This window comes from Sphingomonas sp. PL20 (genome assembly GCF_017875905.1).
GTDB lineage: Bacteria > Pseudomonadota > Alphaproteobacteria > Sphingomonadales > Sphingomonadaceae > Sphingomonas > Sphingomonas echinoides.
This window is the reverse complement of the sequence record NZ_JAGINH010000002.1, coordinates 3,684,505-3,699,258: the sequence shown is the minus strand read 5'-3', so window position 1 is coordinate 3,699,258 and position 14,754 is coordinate 3,684,505. Positions and strand designations below refer to the sequence as shown.

Sequence of the window (14,754 nt, the reverse complement as noted above, 5' to 3'; positions counted from 1 at the left end):
AAGGTGCAGGCAATGGTGGAACCGATCGGAGCAAAGGCTGTCACGACCCAAGACCGTCTGGTCGTGCCGGTGGCAGCATCTGCGCAAACCGCAAAGGCGGCAGCGCAGCCGAGCGAGGCGGCGGCCAAGCAATTGGAGCTGTCCGCGCTCGCTTTTGACTTTGGGAAGCAGGCCCCGGTCGAAAGCAAGCGGGTGGAACAGGTGCGCCAGGCCGTGCGCGACGGCAGTTATCCGCTCTTCCCCGAAACCATTGCCGATCGGATGCTCGCCCTGAAACTCTATTGGAGCCCGAAGAAATGACCTCTCCCGGTTCCTCGCGGCGGGATGCGCTGATCCGCGTCATCGAATCGCTCCATGCAGAGATTGCCGCGCTCAAGACCAATGACGTGCTTGCACTTGAGGCGGCAACCCAGGAAAAGCTCGGCGCGATCGAAGCGATTGCGGCATTCGGCACTGGGCCCGCCAGCCCGGAATTGCGCGCCCTTGCCGATGAGGCGCATCGCCTGAACGAGACCTGCCGCATCTACGTCAACCTGATGGCGGCAAATGTTCGCCGCCGCCTGCAAACCTTGACCGGGTCTGCCGGTGTGGCGGTCGGCTCCGCCCCGGGGACGGTGTATCGCCCCGGCATGGGAATCGCGGCCTACGCCTGACCCACACGCGGGTTACGCCTCATTAAGGATAACTGGCACGGCTCTTGCTTATGTTCGCCTGACTATTCGCTCGAATAGCCGCGACGCAGCCGGGGACCGATGCCTTTCAATCCACTCTCCCTTTTGAACGGTGCCGCCAGCGAGGTGAAAAGCCTCGGCGGCGGGGCGATTCGTACGGCGATCGCCAATGCCAGCCAGTCGACTGGCATCGATTTCAATTATCTGCTGGGCCAGGCCAAATTGGAAAGCGGCCTGCGTGCCGATGCCAAAGCGGGGACGTCGAGCGCGACCGGCCTGTATCAATTCGTCGACCAAAGCTGGCTGCGTGTGGTCAAGGCGCATGGCGCGGAACACGGGCTTGGCTGGGCCGCCGATGCGATCACCGTTACGTCGACCGGTCGTGCGACCGTTGCTGATCCGGCGACGCGCCGCGCGATCCTGGCGCTGCGCAACGATCCCGCCACCGCCTCGATGATGGCCGCCGAACATGCCAGCGACAACAAGAGCGCGCTGGAAAGCGCGACCGGGCGGACGGCGACCGGCACCGATCTTTATATGGCGCACTTCCTGGGTCTTGGCGGCGCACGGTCGTTTCTGACCGCTTTGCAGACCTCCCCCGACAAGAGCGGCGCGGCGATGTTCCCCGCCGCCGCCCATGCCAATCGCAGCGTCTTCTTTGCCGCCAATGGCGAGCCGCGCTCGCTCGCCGACATTTACAGCCGCTTCTCGGCCAAGCTCGACCAGAGCGCCGCCGGGGCCAGCGCGCCGGTTGCGGCGACGTCGGGGCTCGCGGCAACGCGGCTCGGGAGCTGGGGGGCGGATGTCATTCCCGGCAATGACGAAACCTCGACCGCCGATGCGGCCGTGTGGGCGCAATCGACGCTCGACCGGCTGAGTGGATCCGCCAGCGGCAATGGCACCCGTGTCGAAAGCGCCAGTCTGCTGCGCCCGACCCCGGCCAATGCCCGGCTGGCCTACATGATGCTCGCGCAGATGGGAGCGTAAGTGGTGGCGATTGCGTTGAAGTCGGGTGCCCTGAAATCTGGTGGCGTGTTGCCGCTGTTGCGTCCCGCCGCTTTGCCGGTGGCGATTCTGCTGCTGGTCGTGCTGATGGTGGTGCCGATCCCGTCGGCGCTGCTCGACGTGTTCTTCATCATGAACATCACGATCAGCCTCGCCGTGCTGATGGTGTCGCTCAACGCGCAGAAGCCGCTCGATTTCTCGGCCTTCCCAACGGTGTTGCTGTTCGCGACGTTGTTCCGCTTGAGCCTCAACGTCGCCTCGACGCGCGTGGTGCTGGTGCATGGGCATGAGGGCGAGAGCGCCGCGGGCCATGTGATCGAGGCGTTCGGCACCTTCCTGATCGGCGGCGATTATGTCGTCGGCCTGTTCGTCTTTGCGATCCTGGTGATCATCAACATGATCGTGGTGACCAAGGGCGCGGGGCGCGTGTCCGAAGTGTCGGCGCGCTTCACGCTCGATGCCTTGCCCGGCAAGCAGATGGCGATCGACGCCGATTTGAATGCCGGCCTCATCACTCCCGAAGAAGCCAAATTGCGCCGCGTCGAAGTGGCGACCGAGGCCGATTTCTACGGCTCGATGGACGGTTCGTCCAAATTCGTGAAGGGCGACGCCGTTGCGGGCCTGCTGATCCTGGCGGCCAACATCATCGGCGGCCTGATCCTGGGGCCAGTCAGCCACGGCATGACCATCTCGGCGGCGGCGCACAATTATGTGCTGCTGGCGATCGGCGACGCGCTGGTCGCGCAGATACCCTCGCTGATGCTGTCGATCGCGGCGGCGGCGATCGTGACGCGCGTGACCTCCAGCATGGATCTGGCGGGCCAGATTGGCAGCCAGTTTGGCTCGGCGCGGACGTGGACGCCGGTCGCGATCATCCTGGCTTTGCTGGGGATGATGCCGGGGATGCCGCATCTCGTCATCCTGCCCGCCGCCGCGCTGGCTGGCTTTGCCGCGTGGAAGATGCGCCAGGCCGCCAACCGCCCGGCCCCTGTGGAAACCGCGCCCGCCGAGCCGGTCGACCATTCCAAGATCGGCTGGGACGAAGTCGCCGACACGATGCAGGTCAATCTCGACATCGGGTACGGCCTGGTGCCGCTGGTCGATGAGCGTCGCGGTGCGCCGCTGATGGGGCGGATCACCGGGGTGCGGCGGCAGCTTTCCAAGGAAATGGGCTTCGTCATCCCGCAAGTGCGCGTGCGCGACGACATCAATTTGTCGCCTTATGCTTACCGGATCATCGTCGGCGGCGTGGTCGTCGGCGAGGACAGCGTGTCGCCCGAGGAAATGCTGGCGCTCGACACGGGGCAAGCGGTTGGTGGCCTGATGGGCAAGCGCGCCAAGGACCCGACCTTCGGGCTCGACGCGGTGTGGATCGCGCCGGGCGATGCCGATGCGGCGACCGGCGCGGGTTATCTCGTGGTCGATCCGGGCACCGTCATGGCGACGCATCTCAACCATCAATTGGGCGTGCATGCCGCCGAGCTGCTCGGCCCCGACGAAGTGCAGGCGCTGCTCGACGGGCTGAAGGAGCGCGCCGCCAACCTCGTGGCGTCGCTGTCGCCCAATCCGTTGCCGCTGACGACGCTGACGCAAGTGCTGCGCGGGTTGCTGGCCGAGAACATCCCGCTCAAGGAATTCCGCCGGATTGCCGCCGCGATCGCGGTTGCCGCGCAGAAGACGCTCGATGCCGAGGAGATCATCGAGGCGATCCGCCCCGATCTCGGTGGGCTGATCATCGGCAAATTGTGCGGCGTGCGCGAGCCGTTGCGCGTGATGACGCTGGAGGGCGGGCTCGAAGGCCTGCTCGGCCAGGCGGTGCGGTCCGATCCGTCGCGGCGCCACACGATCGAGCCCGATCTCGGCCGCCGCATCGTCGATGCGCTGCAACGCGCCGCGCAACCCTTTGTCGACGAGGCCAAGCCATTCGCGCTCGTCGTCCAGCCCGCGATCCGCGTGGCGATCCGCAAACTCGTCAAGACCTGTCTGCCCGACATTCCGGTGATGAGCTTCTTCGAAGTCCCCGAGGACAAATCGGTCGAAGTCGTCGCCGTGATCGGTGCCCCTGGAGCTCTGCCCGCATGACCGCGCAGCCCGATTTCGCGACCTTCACCGAGGCGATGCCGCTGGTCTATCGCCGCTCCGGCGCGCCCGACCTGTCGCTGCTGGCCAAGAAGCACTTGCCGCTGGTGCGGCGGATCGCGTGGCACGTGCATGGCAGCATGTCGTCCGCGATCGAGATTGAGGATCTGGTGCAGATCGGGCTTGTCGCCTTGGTGGAGGCGGCCAGCGCCTTTGAGGAACGCGGGCAAGTGACGTTCGAGCAATATCTGGTCACGCGCGTGCGCGGATCGATGATCGATGCGCTCCGGCGCAGTGCCACGATCACGCGCGGCGCGATGCAGCGCAAGCGCCTCTATGCCGAGACGGTCGCCGCGCTCACCACCGAACTCGGCCGCGCGCCCGAGGAAGCGCAGGTCGCCGCCCGGCTGGGCGTGACCCCGGACAAGCTGCGGCTGGACTATGCCAATGCGCAGCCGGTGCGGTTCGAGCCGATCGAGGATGTCTATTCGGACGAGGGGCCGTGGTTCGCGAGCGACGAGCCCGACGCCTTCGCGCAACTGTCCGAAGGCGAGGAACGCGACACGCTGATCGCGGCAATCGCCAGCTTGCCCGAGCGCGAGATGCTGGTGGTGCAGCTTTATTATGTCGAGGAAATGAACCTTGAAGAGATCGGCCAGGTGATCGGCGTTGGTGCGGCGCGGGTGTGCCAGATCAAGGCCTCGGCGCACGCCAAGCTGAAAAAGGCGATGCTGCGGCGCTGAGCGCGACCTAGCCCTTCTTCACGTGAAGGCGCGAAGGCGCGAAGAGAAGAAGGTTTGTTCGCGCAGAGGCGCGGAGGACGCAGAGAAGCAGGGGCGTGGAGCCGCCCCCTGTGCGTCCAAATTCGCTCCGTATGCGGTCTCCCGATTGATACCGGGCGCGCGTTCTCCGCGTCCTCCGCGCCTCTGCGCGAACCAATTCCTCTCTCTTCGTCGCGGCTTCGCGCCTTCGCGTGAGACAAGCCCCCCGCGATCCCCTCAGCCCAGCAGCAACCCCGCCAAAGCCGCCGACATCAAATTCGCGAGACTCCCCGCCGCCAGCGCGCGCAGGCCGAGCTTGGCGATCATCGGGCGCTGATTGGGGGCAAGGCTGCCGGTCGAGGCCATCTGGATCGCGATCGAGGAGAAATTGGCGAAGCCGCACAGCGCAAAGGTCACCACCGCAGTGGTGTGCGGCGACAGGTCCTTCATCTTGCCGAGATCGATAAAGGCGACGAATTCGTTGAGCACGATCTTCTGCCCGAACAATTGCCCGGCGACGCGCGCTTCGTTCCACGGAATGTCGAGCAGGTACATGACCGGCGCGAAGACGAAGCCCAGAATGCCCTGGAAGCTGAGGTCGGGATAGCCGAACCAGCCGCCAATGCCGCCGAGCATCCCGTTGGCGAGCGCGACCAGCCCGACGAACGCCAGCACCATCGCGCCGACCGCGACCGCGATGCGCACGCCGGTCTGCGCGCCGTTGGCCGCCGCCATGATCAGGTTGGCGGCGCGTTCTTCCTCCAGCGCCTGTTCGGCAACGTGGAGCACGGCTTCTTCGGGATCGTCGCCCAGCGGCAATTCGCCAACGGGGGTGTGCGACACGTCGGGCATGATGATCTTGGCCATCAGCAGCCCACCCGGCGCCGACATGAACGAGGCGGCGAGCAGATAGGGCAGCGCGCCCTGGCCGAGGAAGGTCGCGTAAGCGAGCAGGATCGTGCCCGCGACGCCCGACATGCCGACCGTCATCACCGCGAACAATTGCGGCGGGGTGAGGCTGGCGAGATAGGGGCGGATCACCAGCGGCGATTCGCTCTGGCCGACAAAGATGTTGGCAGCCGCGCACAACGCCTCGACCTTGGACACGCCGATCACCTTTTCGATCGCGCCGCCGACCCAGCGGATGACGAACTGCATGATGCCGAGGTGATAGAGGATCGAGACCAAGGCCGCGAAGAAGATGATGACCGGCAGCGCCGAAAAGACGAAGGCGCTGCCGAAGGTGGGATCGCTGGCGAGACCGCCGAAAATCGTCATGGTGCCGGCCTTGGCATAGCCGAGCAGCGCCCAGACGCCGCGCGACATGCCCTCGATCGCGCGGCGGCCGATGTCGCTGCGCAGCACGATGAAGGCGATCGTCACTTGCAGCGCGAACGCCGCCCCGACGACGCGCAGCCGGATCGCACGCTTGTTGGTCGACAGCAGGAAGGCCAGCCCCAGAATGACGAGGATGCCCACAATGCCGATCGGAAAAGTACCCACATGTCCCCCGCAAAAACGCCCAAGCCGCCGAAATCGGCGCGCACGGCGGTCCACCATACACGCGGGTTTGGCGAGCGATAGGGGTTTGCGGCGGCCTGTCGCGCGGCACCTGCTTTGACGTGGGCGCGAAACCGGCTAGCGTTGGTGCGATGAACACCCCTGCTCCCACCGCGGTTGGCGGCATTCCCCGCTCGCTTTTCGTTTTCTCGATCCTGTACGGCGGCATGGTCTGCATGGCGGGCGTGCTCGGCGTCAAACAGGTCGCGCTGGGGCCGCTTGCGGTCGAGGCGGGGATTTTCGGCTTTCTGATCCTGGTGGTGCTGTCGAGCGCGGTGGCCGAACTGCACGGGCAGAGGACCGCGACCGCGCTGGTGCGCTTCGGGTTCGTGCCGCTGATCGTGTCGGCGCTGCTGATCCAGCTGGTGCTGGCGCTGCCCAATGATTCCGGCATGTACCCGCCCGCCGTCGCCGCCTTTCCGATCGTCGTCGGGCAGGGGCTGCGCATGATGGTGGCGGGGTTCATCTCCTATGGCACGTCGCAGACGCTCAACGTCTTCATCTTCGACAAGTTGAAGGCGCAGGAAGGGCGCGGGCGGCTGGTGTGGTTCCGCGGCATGGTGGCGAGCGTCGTCAGCCAGATCGTCGACACCGTGCTGTTCATCTCGATCTCCTTTTATGGCGAACGCCCGATCGTCGAGCTGATGGCGGGGCAGATGCTGACCAAGGTGGTGCTGTCGATCGTGCTGGTGCCGTTCCTGATCACCGGCTTCGTCGCCTTGGGCAAGCGGCTCGACCGCTGAGATTCGCTGCCCGCGCCATGCGCGCGGTTGCGCCGCTGGCGTCGGGAGGGCATGGAGCGCCACGCGCGCCCCGAGCGACCCTCCACCGACCCCTTCCGCCTCGCGGGAGGGGAGAAGAAGGTTTGGCATGACCGATCATTCCCCCGCCCCCGAATTGCTCGCCAAGGCTGAAATCCTGGTCGAGGCGCTGCCCTATATGCAGCGTTACGCTGGCAAGACCTTTGTCGTGAAATATGGCGGCCATGCGATGGGCGACCCCGAACTCGCGCGCGATTTCGCCGAGGATGTGGTGCTGATGAAGGCGGTCGGCATCAACCCGGTGGTGGTGCATGGCGGCGGCCCGCAGATCGGCGCGATGCTCAAGCGGCTTGGGGTCGAATCGCGCTTCGTCGATGGCCTGCGCGTGACCGATGCCGAGACCGCGCAGATTGCCGAAATGGTGCTGGCAGGATCGATCAACAAGGAAATCGTCGGCTGGATCGGCCAGGCGGGCGGCCGCGCGGTCGGCATTTCGGGGAAGGATGGTGGCTTTGTCACCGCCGCCAAGGTCGGGCGCGACACGCCGGACCGGCTGCAGGGGATCGAACGCCATGTCGATCTGGGCTTTGTTGGCGAACCGGTCGGGGTCGACCGGCGGATCATCGATACGCTGTCGCAGGCCGGGATCATCCCGGTGGTCGCGCCGATCGCGATCGGGGCGGACGGGCACACCTATAATATCAACGCCGATACGATGGCGGGCGCGATCGCGGCGGCCTTGGGTGCGGAGCGCCTGTTCATGCTGACCGATGTTGTCGGCGTGCTCGACAAGACGGGCGAACTGGTCACCGATCTTGATCCGGCGGGCGTCGCGGCACTCCGCGCCGATGGCACGATCAAGGGCGGCATGATCCCCAAGCTCGAAACCTGCGTCCATGCGGTCGAGCGCGGGGTGGACGCCGCCGTCATCCTCGACGGGCGTGTGCCGCATGCGATGCTGCTGGAAATCTTCACCCGGCGCGGGGCGGGCACGCTGGTGCGGCGCTAAGCGCCGTTCGTCGCCAGGGGTGGTCGCATCGGCGCGATCGCGCTAGAATGGCATCACCAACGTCGGAGACGCTTTTTGCATACGATCATCCAACTCTTGCAGGTCCTGATCGACGCGGTGACGCTGATCGTGCTGGTGCAGGTCATCCTGTCGCTGCTGGTGTCGTTCAACGTGATCAACACCTATAACGAGTTCGTTCGGGCGATTTACACCGGGCTCAATCGCGGCACCGACCCGCTCTACCGCCCGCTGCGCCGCGTGCTGCCCGATTTCGGTGCGCTCGATCTGGCACCGTTCGCCGTGCTTCTGATCCTGCGGCTGATCAGCATCGTCCTGGTCAATCTCGATGCGCATCTGCTCCTCGGAGCCCCGCTCTAAACTGCCCGTTCCAAACTGAAAGTTCCTGGCATGACCGCCGCGTTGATTGATGGAAAAGCCTTTGCGGCGGGCTTGCGCGCGCGCATTACCGAGCGGGTTGCGGCGTTCGTGGGCCAGGCCGGGCGCGCGCCGGGGTTGGCGGTGGTGCTGGTCGGCGAAGATCCGGCCTCGGCGGTGTACGTCCGCAACAAGGGGCGCGCGACGCGCGAGGCCGGGATGGTCAGCGTCGAGCATCGCCTGCCCGCGGATGTGCCGCAAGACGCGCTGCTCGATCTGGTCGATGCGCTCAACGCCGATCCCGCGATCGACGGCATCCTGGTGCAATTGCCGCTGCCGGGGCATATTGACGAACGCACCGTCCTGACCCGGATCGACCCCGACAAGGATGTCGACGGTTTCCATCCGGTCAATGCCGGGCGTCTGGCGACGGGGTTGCCGGGGTTCGTGCCGTGCACGCCCTTTGGCTGCGTGATGCTGCTGAAGGATGTGCTGGGCGATCTCGCCGGGCTCGATGCGGTGGTGATCGGGCGCTCCAACATCGTCGGCAAGCCGATGGCGCAATTGCTGATCGCGGAAAGCTGCACCGTCACGGTCGCGCATTCGCGTACGCGCGACCTGTCGAGCGTGATCAAGCGCGCCGACATCGTCGTGGCGGCAGTCGGGCGGCCCGAAATGATCAAGGGCGAATGGCTAAAACCCGGCGCGACGGTGATCGATGTCGGCATCAACCGCACCGAGGCAGGGCTGGTCGGCGATGTCGATTTCGCGGGCGCGATGAGCGTCGCGGGCGCGGTGACGCCGGTGCCGGGCGGCGTCGGCCCGATGACGATCGCGTGTTTGCTGCGCAACGCGCTGCTCTCGGCCGAGCGGCGTGAAGGCGTGGTCGGCGAGGGTGATTTGTGATCGCAGCGTTGCTGCTGGCGGCGGCCGCTTCCCCAAACTCCGTTCGGGCTGAGCCTGTCGAAGCCCCTGCCGCCGCGCGCGCGGAGAGGAGCCCTTCGACAGGCTCAGGGCGAACGGAGCTTGGGTCGGCCCTCGACGCAGAACGCGCCTTTGCCGCCGATGCGCAGACGCTCGGGCAATGGACCGCGTTCCGCAAATGGGCCGCCGCCGATGCGACGATGTTCGTGCCGCAGCCGGTCAACGCGCAAAGCTGGCTGAAGGACCGCGCGGACCCGGCCAAGGCGATCAGTTGGTGGCCGACCGCAAGCTATGTGTCGTGCGATGGGTCGCTCGCGGTCAACACCGGCGGGTGGAAGCGGCCCGACGGGTCGGTCGGTTATTTTTCCACCGTGTGGCAGCGCCAGCCGGATGGCGGCTGGAAGTGGATCGTCGATGGTGGGGATGATTTGAAGGTCGGGCGCGATAAGCCTCGGATCATCCAGTCGGAGGTTGGGTCCTGCGCGGGAACACCGACTCAAGACCCAATTCCTTCATCGGACAATGCTGGCGGCGGTCGTGCATCTGATCGTACCCTTGGTTGGATGTGGGAGACAGCACAGGACGGATCGCGCCGGTTCTGGGCTGCGATATGGACCGGCAAGCGCTGGAAAGCGGTAGTCGACGACAAGATTGCTGCGCCCAAATGATCGAACTCTACATCTCCTCGCTCATCACCTTTTTCGTGGTGATCGATCCGCCCGGGTGCGCGCCGATCTATGCCGGGCTGACGGCGGGGGCGACGCCGGTGCATGCGCGCGCGATGGCGTTGCGCGCGGTGCTGGTCGCGGCGGGCATTTTGCTGGTGTTCGCGTTGTTCGGCGAAGCGTTGCTGCATGGGCTGGGGATCAGCCTGGCGAGCTTTCGCATCGCGGGCGGGATCATGCTGTTCCTGATCGCGCTGGAAATGGTGTTCGAAAAGCGCACCGAACGGCGCGAGGACCGCGCCGCCAAGATCGCCGCCGAGCCGCATGAAGACGTGTCGATCTTCCCGATGGCGATGCCGATGATCGCCGGGCCGGGGTCGATCGCCTCGGTCATGCTGCTGATGGGCCGCAATGAGGGGATCGAACGCTCGCTCGTCGTGCTCGGTGCGCTGGCGACGATCCTGCTGCTGACGCTGGTCGCCTTGCTCGCGGCGGGGCCGATCATGCGCGTGCTGGGGGCCAAGATCGAAGCGGTGATTACGCGGCTGCTCGGCGTGCTGCTGGCAGCACTCGCGGTGCAGTTCGTGATCGACGGGGTAAAGATCAGCCTCGGCTAAGCCGACCGCAGGTCAGCTTTTTCTGAAGGCGGAAAGGCTGCGCTTTGCGCTATTTGATCTGCCAGAGGCGCAGCGGCGATTTTGCGGGCAGCGGCAGCGGTTCGAGCCAGTCGAAGGTCTTGCGGTGCGCGAGCTGGTCGTAGAACCCGCCGGGTGCGCGCACGCGGTAGATCGTCGATTCGGCCATGTTCGGGCAAATCAGCAGCAGGCTCGCGCCGTGGCGCTTGGCGATGGCGCGGAAATTCTCGGGCGTGCCGGAAAAGGCGTGCTGCACATCCAGGATCGCATCGCCGTTGCGATGATACGGCCCCGCCACCGCATTGTGATGGGTGATGGTGATGATGCGCGGCCCCAGATCGACGAAGCTGAAGATCGTTTGCGCCGGATAACGGTTGAGCGGGCTGAGCGCCGTCATTGTCGGGCACGAACCGCTGGCGCGATCGATGATCTGGACGCGCTTGGTCGGTCGGTCGATCGGCAGGAAGCGAAAAGCGAGCCCGGCGAACAGGCCCGAGCCAACCAGCAGGATCACCGCCACCGTCCCAAGCACGCGCACCAGCGGAGAGCGCTGGGCTTGCAGATAGGGGATTAACAGCCATGCCAGCGCCACCGCGCCGGGCACTGCCAGCATTTGCGCAGCCGGTCCCGCGCGCGCTTGCCACAACAGCAGCAAGGCGGCCCCGGTGACGAACAGCAAGACCGTCGCCCACGCCGCGCCGAGCGCAGTGCCGCGCGCGCGCCATGTTGCCACGATCGCGCCGATCACGCCGACCACCGGCATGATCGCGACCGGGAAGGCGACGCGGAACGGGTGGACGTAGATCGGCCGCGCCTCGCGGATCATGTTGAGCCAGTTCTTCTGCAATTCGGGCGACGCCTGTTCGGGGCGGCCGAGGCATTGCGGGAAGACCAACGCGAAGCCGATCACGATCACCGCGCCCGCCGCGATGGCGAGCGCAAGCCGCACCCAGCGATTGGCGGGATTGACCCAGGCCAGCGCGAACAGCAGCGCGCCCGCCATCACCATCACGCTCAGCCACACTGGCGTCAGCGCGTCGCAGCGCGGGACGGCGTTGCCGTAAGAAGCGAACAGCGCATAGCCCAGGCCGCTCCCCGCCCCCAGGCACAAAGCATAGATTGACAGGCGCTGGGCCTCGGCACGGTCCCAGATCCAGCGCAGCGCCAGGATCGCGCCGGCAATCGCGGCATAAGGCAGCATTTCGAGCCCGATCGCCAGCGACACTGCGCTCGCCAAGCCGACGATCGCGCCGCCGCGTACGCCCTTGGGGTCGGACAGGCCCGCCACGGTCAGGCTGAGCATAGCGAGCTGCCAGCCGTGATGATCGATGCGCTCGGGCATGTACATCAACAGCGTCGCCGAACAGCATAGCAGCAGGGCGATGGCGAGCGGCCAGGCATAGGGGCTGACCAGTCGCCGGACGGTCGCACCCAGGCCGAGGATGGCGATGCTGAGCGGCAGCAGCGGGGCAATGCCGCAAGCGAGCATCTCGGCCTCGCGCGCGCCGACGAACGGGCGCAGCAGAACGATCAGCGTGGCGATCGGCAGATCGACGATGCGCGTCCAGTGAATGTCATAGCCGCTGGGCGGGTTCAGCCGATATTGGCGCAGGTCGTACCAGCCTTGCCCGCCCAGCCAGGCGCGCACCTGCATCAGCCGCATATTGTCGTCGGTGTCGCCAAGCTGCAGATAATGGATACCAACCCAGCGATCGTGCACGAAATAGATGGCGATACAAAGCCAGGCGATCAGGCTCAGGCGGACCCAATCCCGCTCCACACTGCGCATCAGCGAACCACCCGTCATCCAAACCGCTTTCCTAGACCGAGATCGCGCTCTACTGCGGCTCGCGTAAAGGGCAAGCAAACGTGACGACACTCCTCCAACACGTCGATCGCTGGCGGTCGAACCCGCTGTTCGGCCAGATGCTGCGGTTCGGCATCGCCGGCGGACTGTCGACGGTGCTCTATTCGGCGGTGTATCTGCCGCTGACGCTGTATGTGTTCGAGCGGCAGCATGCGGTCTATGCCGTGCCGTTCGCATTTGCGGTGGCGGTGACGGCGGGATTTTTCCTGCACAGCCGCTGGAGCTTCAAAGGGCATGGCACGGGCGCGCGGGGGGCGGCGCAGCAAGTGCAGTTCGTGCTGGTGCAAGCATCGGGGATGGCGCTGAACGCGCTCATCACCTGGATCGGCACCGCCAAGCTCGGCTATCCCGGCTGGGTGCCGCTGCTGCCCGCGATCGTGCTGGCGACGGGGATGACCTTCGTGCTCAACCGCTATCTGGTGTTCAAATAAGATGGGATGCGTCAACCTTGGATAGAATCGTTTACGACCGCATGGCGGCGCATGATTCGACGCATTGGTGGTATCGCGCGCGGCGCGACATCCTGGCCGACTATCTGGCGCGCGAAGGGCATTTGCCCGCCGATGCGCGGATCCTGGAGATTGGCTGCGGCACCGGCCACAATCTGCCGATGCTGAGCGCTTTCGGCAGTGTCGAGGCGATCGAGATCGATCCCGCCGCGCGCGCGATTGCCAGTGAACGGCTGGGCAAGCCCGTTGGCGCGGCCCCTTTGCCTGAGCTGACCGGGGTCGAGCGCGGCGCGTATGATCTGATCGCGGTGCTCGATGTCGTCGAGCATATCGAAGACGATGTCGCGGCGTTGAAGGCGATGGGCGAGTGCCTCAAGCCCGGCGGCAAGATCCTGATCGCGGTGCCCGCGCATCAATGGCTGTGGAGCGCGCACGATGTCGTCAACCACCACCACCGCCGCTATTCCAAGGCGACGCTGGCCGCGGCGATCGGCAAAGCGGGGCTGAAGCATAACGGCTTGCGCTGGTTCAATTCGCTGCTGTTCCCGCTGGCGGTGGCGTCGCGTGTCGCCGGGCGGATTCGCGGCAAGGACGATAGCGACGATTCGCCGCCGCCCGGGCCGGTCAACGCGCTGTTCGAGGCGATCTTCCGGCTTGAGCGTCACCTGGTTGGCCGGGTGCCGCTATCGCCGGGCGTGTCGATCGTGACGCTCGCGTCCCCGAAATAGCGCGGCGGATCCTTTCCATCGTTCGGAGCGTGCTCAAGCCCTGATGCGCTGTGAGCGTTCGCTTGCGTGGAGGGGTGCCCTTCGACAGGCTCAGGGCGAACGGGGAGGCTTTGGGGCTGGCTTCGGCTCCATAGCCGTGCCGAGATCGCGCGAGGCTTAGATTTCCGTTCGTGCTGAGCCTGTCGAAGCACTGCTCGCACCTTGATCAGGTGTCTGAGTGGCAAGGTGCCCTTCGACAAGCTCAGGGCGAACGGGTTGGGTCTCGGCTTCCGCGCGATAGCCGAGCGTCGCGCGGCCCTGGATCGGCCCGACCACATCGGCGACCAGATAGAGTGGGCGGCGCTTGGATTCGACATAGAGCCGCCCGATATATTCGCCGATCATCCCCAGCACGAACATCTGGAACGCGCCGAGCAGCACGACGACCAGCATCGTCGAAGTCCAGCCGGCAACTGCGCTGCCGCTGAAAAAGCCGACCGCGATATAGAGGAACAGCAGCAGCGACGCCGCCGTCAGCGCAAGCCCCAAATGGCTGGCGAAGCGCAAGGGCGCGGTTGAAAAACCGGTGACCGCATCGAGCGCGAGGCGGATCATCTTGCCCAGCGGATAATTGGTTTCCCCGGCCAGGCGCTCGGCCCGGTCATAGGGGAAGGGAATCTGCTTGAAGCCGACCCAGGCGACCATGCCGCGAATGAAGCGCGCCTGTTCGGGCATCGAGAGAAACGCATCGAGCGCGCGCCTGCTCATCAAGCGGAAATCGCCGGTGTCGAGCGGGATGGCGGTGTCGGTGACGCGGTCGAGCAAGCGATAGAAAGCGGCGGCGGTGGCTTTCTTGAACAGTGTCTCGCCCTCGCGCTTGCGGCGCACGGCATAAACTACATCGGCCCCCTGCGCGGCCATCGCGGCGCGCATGTCGCTCAGCAATTCGGGCGGGTCCTGCAAATCGGCGTCGATGATCAGGATCTGCGCGCCCGAGCACAGATCGAGCCCGGCGGTGAGTGCAAGCTGGTGGCCGTGGTTGCGCGACAGGTTGATGACGACCAGCCGTGGGTCATCGGCGGCAAGGCGCTGCATCTCGCCCCAGCTATCGTCGCGGGAACCGTCGTTGATGAACAGGATTTCGTAATCATCCCCGACCGCAGCGCGCGCGGCGGCGGTGACGCGCGCGTGCAGCACGGCAAGGCACGCGGCTTCGTTATAACAGGGAATGACAACGGATAACGCTGGGGGGGATATGGGACGCGACATGTGCGCTGAATAGCGTG

16 protein-coding genes are annotated in these 14,754 nt (G+C 65.8%); 13 read left to right on the top strand and 3 right to left on the bottom strand.

Annotation, left to right across the window (positions count from 1 at the left end; genetic code table 11):
- Nucleotides 1-12: 12 nt before the first annotated feature.
- From H4W01_RS17355 to H4W01_RS17335, 5 genes are all read left to right on the top strand, one after another.
- On the top strand, nucleotides 13-300 hold the full coding sequence (locus H4W01_RS17355) for a flagellar biosynthesis anti-sigma factor FlgM (protein WP_010405287.1): 288 nt from the start codon (nucleotides 13-15) through the stop codon (nucleotides 298-300).
- On the top strand, nucleotides 297-653 hold the full coding sequence (locus tag H4W01_RS17350) for a flagellar protein FlgN (RefSeq protein WP_010405286.1): 357 nt from the start codon (nucleotides 297-299) through the stop codon (nucleotides 651-653). Before H4W01_RS17355 ends, H4W01_RS17350 begins: the two co-directional genes overlap by 4 nt.
- Nucleotides 654-752: 99 nt before the next feature.
- On the top strand, nucleotides 753-1,658 hold the full coding sequence (locus H4W01_RS17345) for a lytic transglycosylase domain-containing protein (protein ID WP_209612639.1): 906 nt from the start codon (nucleotides 753-755) through the stop codon (nucleotides 1,656-1,658).
- Between the two features lie 48 nt (nucleotides 1,659-1,706).
- Entirely contained in the window at nucleotides 1,707-3,758 is a 2,052-nt protein-coding gene (gene flhA, locus H4W01_RS17340; protein WP_209613428.1) for a flagellar biosynthesis protein FlhA, read from the top strand.
- The gene (locus tag H4W01_RS17335) at nucleotides 3,755-4,498 is read left to right on the top strand and encodes a sigma-70 family RNA polymerase sigma factor (RefSeq protein WP_209612638.1); all 744 of its coding nucleotides are present in this window, start codon (nucleotides 3,755-3,757) and stop codon (nucleotides 4,496-4,498) included. Before flhA ends, H4W01_RS17335 begins: the two co-directional genes overlap by 4 nt.
- A gap of 255 nt (nucleotides 4,499-4,753) precedes the next feature.
- Here H4W01_RS17335 and H4W01_RS17330 read toward each other — a convergent pair whose 3' ends face one another.
- A complete protein-coding gene (locus tag H4W01_RS17330; RefSeq protein ID WP_209612637.1) occupies nucleotides 4,754-6,019 on the bottom strand; it encodes a NupC/NupG family nucleoside CNT transporter in 1,266 nt (421 codons plus the stop codon).
- 149 nt (nucleotides 6,020-6,168) lie between these two features.
- On the opposite strand from H4W01_RS17330, the gene H4W01_RS17325 reads away from it, so the two are divergent.
- From H4W01_RS17325 to H4W01_RS17300, 6 genes are all read left to right on the top strand, one after another.
- The gene (locus H4W01_RS17325; RefSeq protein ID WP_209612636.1) at nucleotides 6,169-6,819 is read left to right on the top strand and encodes a queuosine precursor transporter; all 651 of its coding nucleotides are present in this window, start codon (nucleotides 6,169-6,171) and stop codon (nucleotides 6,817-6,819) included.
- 127 nt (nucleotides 6,820-6,946) lie between these two features.
- The gene (gene argB / locus H4W01_RS17320) at nucleotides 6,947-7,846 is read left to right on the top strand and encodes an acetylglutamate kinase (RefSeq protein WP_209612635.1); all 900 of its coding nucleotides are present in this window, start codon (nucleotides 6,947-6,949) and stop codon (nucleotides 7,844-7,846) included.
- Nucleotides 7,847-7,921: 75 nt separating this feature from the next.
- Nucleotides 7,922-8,224: a YggT family protein gene (locus H4W01_RS17315; protein WP_010405278.1), complete on the top strand. Its 303-nt coding sequence runs from the start codon at nucleotides 7,922-7,924 to the stop codon at nucleotides 8,222-8,224.
- A 30-nt stretch (nucleotides 8,225-8,254) separates the two neighbouring features.
- Nucleotides 8,255-9,127 (top strand): bifunctional methylenetetrahydrofolate dehydrogenase/methenyltetrahydrofolate cyclohydrolase FolD, encoded by an 873-nt coding sequence (gene folD / locus H4W01_RS17310; protein ID WP_209612634.1) that lies wholly within the window; start codon nucleotides 8,255-8,257, stop codon nucleotides 9,125-9,127.
- A complete protein-coding gene (locus tag H4W01_RS17305; protein ID WP_209612633.1) occupies nucleotides 9,124-9,813 on the top strand; it encodes a hypothetical protein in 690 nt (229 codons plus the stop codon). Before folD ends, H4W01_RS17305 begins: the two co-directional genes overlap by 4 nt.
- Entirely contained in the window at nucleotides 9,810-10,427 is a 618-nt protein-coding gene (locus H4W01_RS17300) for a MarC family protein (protein WP_209612632.1), read from the top strand. The genes H4W01_RS17305 and H4W01_RS17300 overlap by 4 nt, the downstream gene beginning before the upstream one ends.
- A 49-nt stretch (nucleotides 10,428-10,476) precedes the next feature.
- Here the strand turns inward: H4W01_RS17300 and H4W01_RS17295 are convergent, their stop codons facing one another.
- Entirely contained in the window at nucleotides 10,477-12,252 is a 1,776-nt protein-coding gene (locus H4W01_RS17295; protein WP_209612631.1) for an AcrB/AcrD/AcrF family protein, read from the bottom strand.
- A gap of 62 nt (nucleotides 12,253-12,314) precedes the next feature.
- Between H4W01_RS17295 and H4W01_RS17290 the strand changes: the two genes are divergently transcribed.
- Nucleotides 12,315-12,743 carry a GtrA family protein gene (locus H4W01_RS17290; RefSeq protein WP_010405271.1) on the top strand — a complete coding sequence of 143 codons (429 nt, stop codon included), beginning with the start codon at nucleotides 12,315-12,317 and terminating at the stop codon, nucleotides 12,741-12,743.
- Between the two features lie 17 nt (nucleotides 12,744-12,760).
- Entirely contained in the window at nucleotides 12,761-13,489 is a 729-nt protein-coding gene (locus H4W01_RS17285) for a class I SAM-dependent methyltransferase (RefSeq protein WP_209612630.1), read from the top strand.
- Nucleotides 13,490-13,645: 156 nt separating this feature from the next.
- Here the strand turns inward: H4W01_RS17285 and H4W01_RS17280 are convergent, their stop codons facing one another.
- A complete protein-coding gene (locus H4W01_RS17280) occupies nucleotides 13,646-14,737 on the bottom strand; it encodes a glycosyltransferase family 2 protein (protein ID WP_050810909.1) in 1,092 nt (363 codons plus the stop codon).
- Nucleotides 14,738-14,754 lie beyond the last annotated feature (17 nt).

Excerpts from the sequence above, each read along its gene's own strand:
- H4W01_RS17300 (WP_209612632.1), top strand. The coding sequence starts at position 9,810 with ATGATCGAACTCTACATCTCCTCGCTCATCACCTTTTTCGTGGTGATC.
- H4W01_RS17355 (WP_010405287.1), top strand. The coding sequence starts at position 13 with ATGGTGGAACCGATCGGAGCAAAGGCTGTCACGACCCAAGACCGTCTG.
- H4W01_RS17295 (WP_209612631.1), bottom strand. The coding sequence starts at position 12,252 with ATGACGGGTGGTTCGCTGATGCGCAGTGTGGAGCGGGATTGGGTCCGC.
- H4W01_RS17325 (WP_209612636.1), top strand. The coding sequence starts at position 6,169 with ATGAACACCCCTGCTCCCACCGCGGTTGGCGGCATTCCCCGCTCGCTT.
- folD (WP_209612634.1), top strand. The coding sequence starts at position 8,255 with ATGACCGCCGCGTTGATTGATGGAAAAGCCTTTGCGGCGGGCTTGCGC.
- H4W01_RS17350 (WP_010405286.1), top strand. The coding sequence starts at position 297 with ATGACCTCTCCCGGTTCCTCGCGGCGGGATGCGCTGATCCGCGTCATC.
- H4W01_RS17335 (WP_209612638.1), top strand. The coding sequence starts at position 3,755 with ATGACCGCGCAGCCCGATTTCGCGACCTTCACCGAGGCGATGCCGCTG.
- H4W01_RS17280 (WP_050810909.1), bottom strand. The coding sequence starts at position 14,737 with ATGTCGCGTCCCATATCCCCCCCAGCGTTATCCGTTGTCATTCCCTGT.
- H4W01_RS17345 (WP_209612639.1), top strand. The coding sequence starts at position 753 with ATGCCTTTCAATCCACTCTCCCTTTTGAACGGTGCCGCCAGCGAGGTG.
- argB (WP_209612635.1), top strand. The coding sequence starts at position 6,947 with ATGACCGATCATTCCCCCGCCCCCGAATTGCTCGCCAAGGCTGAAATC.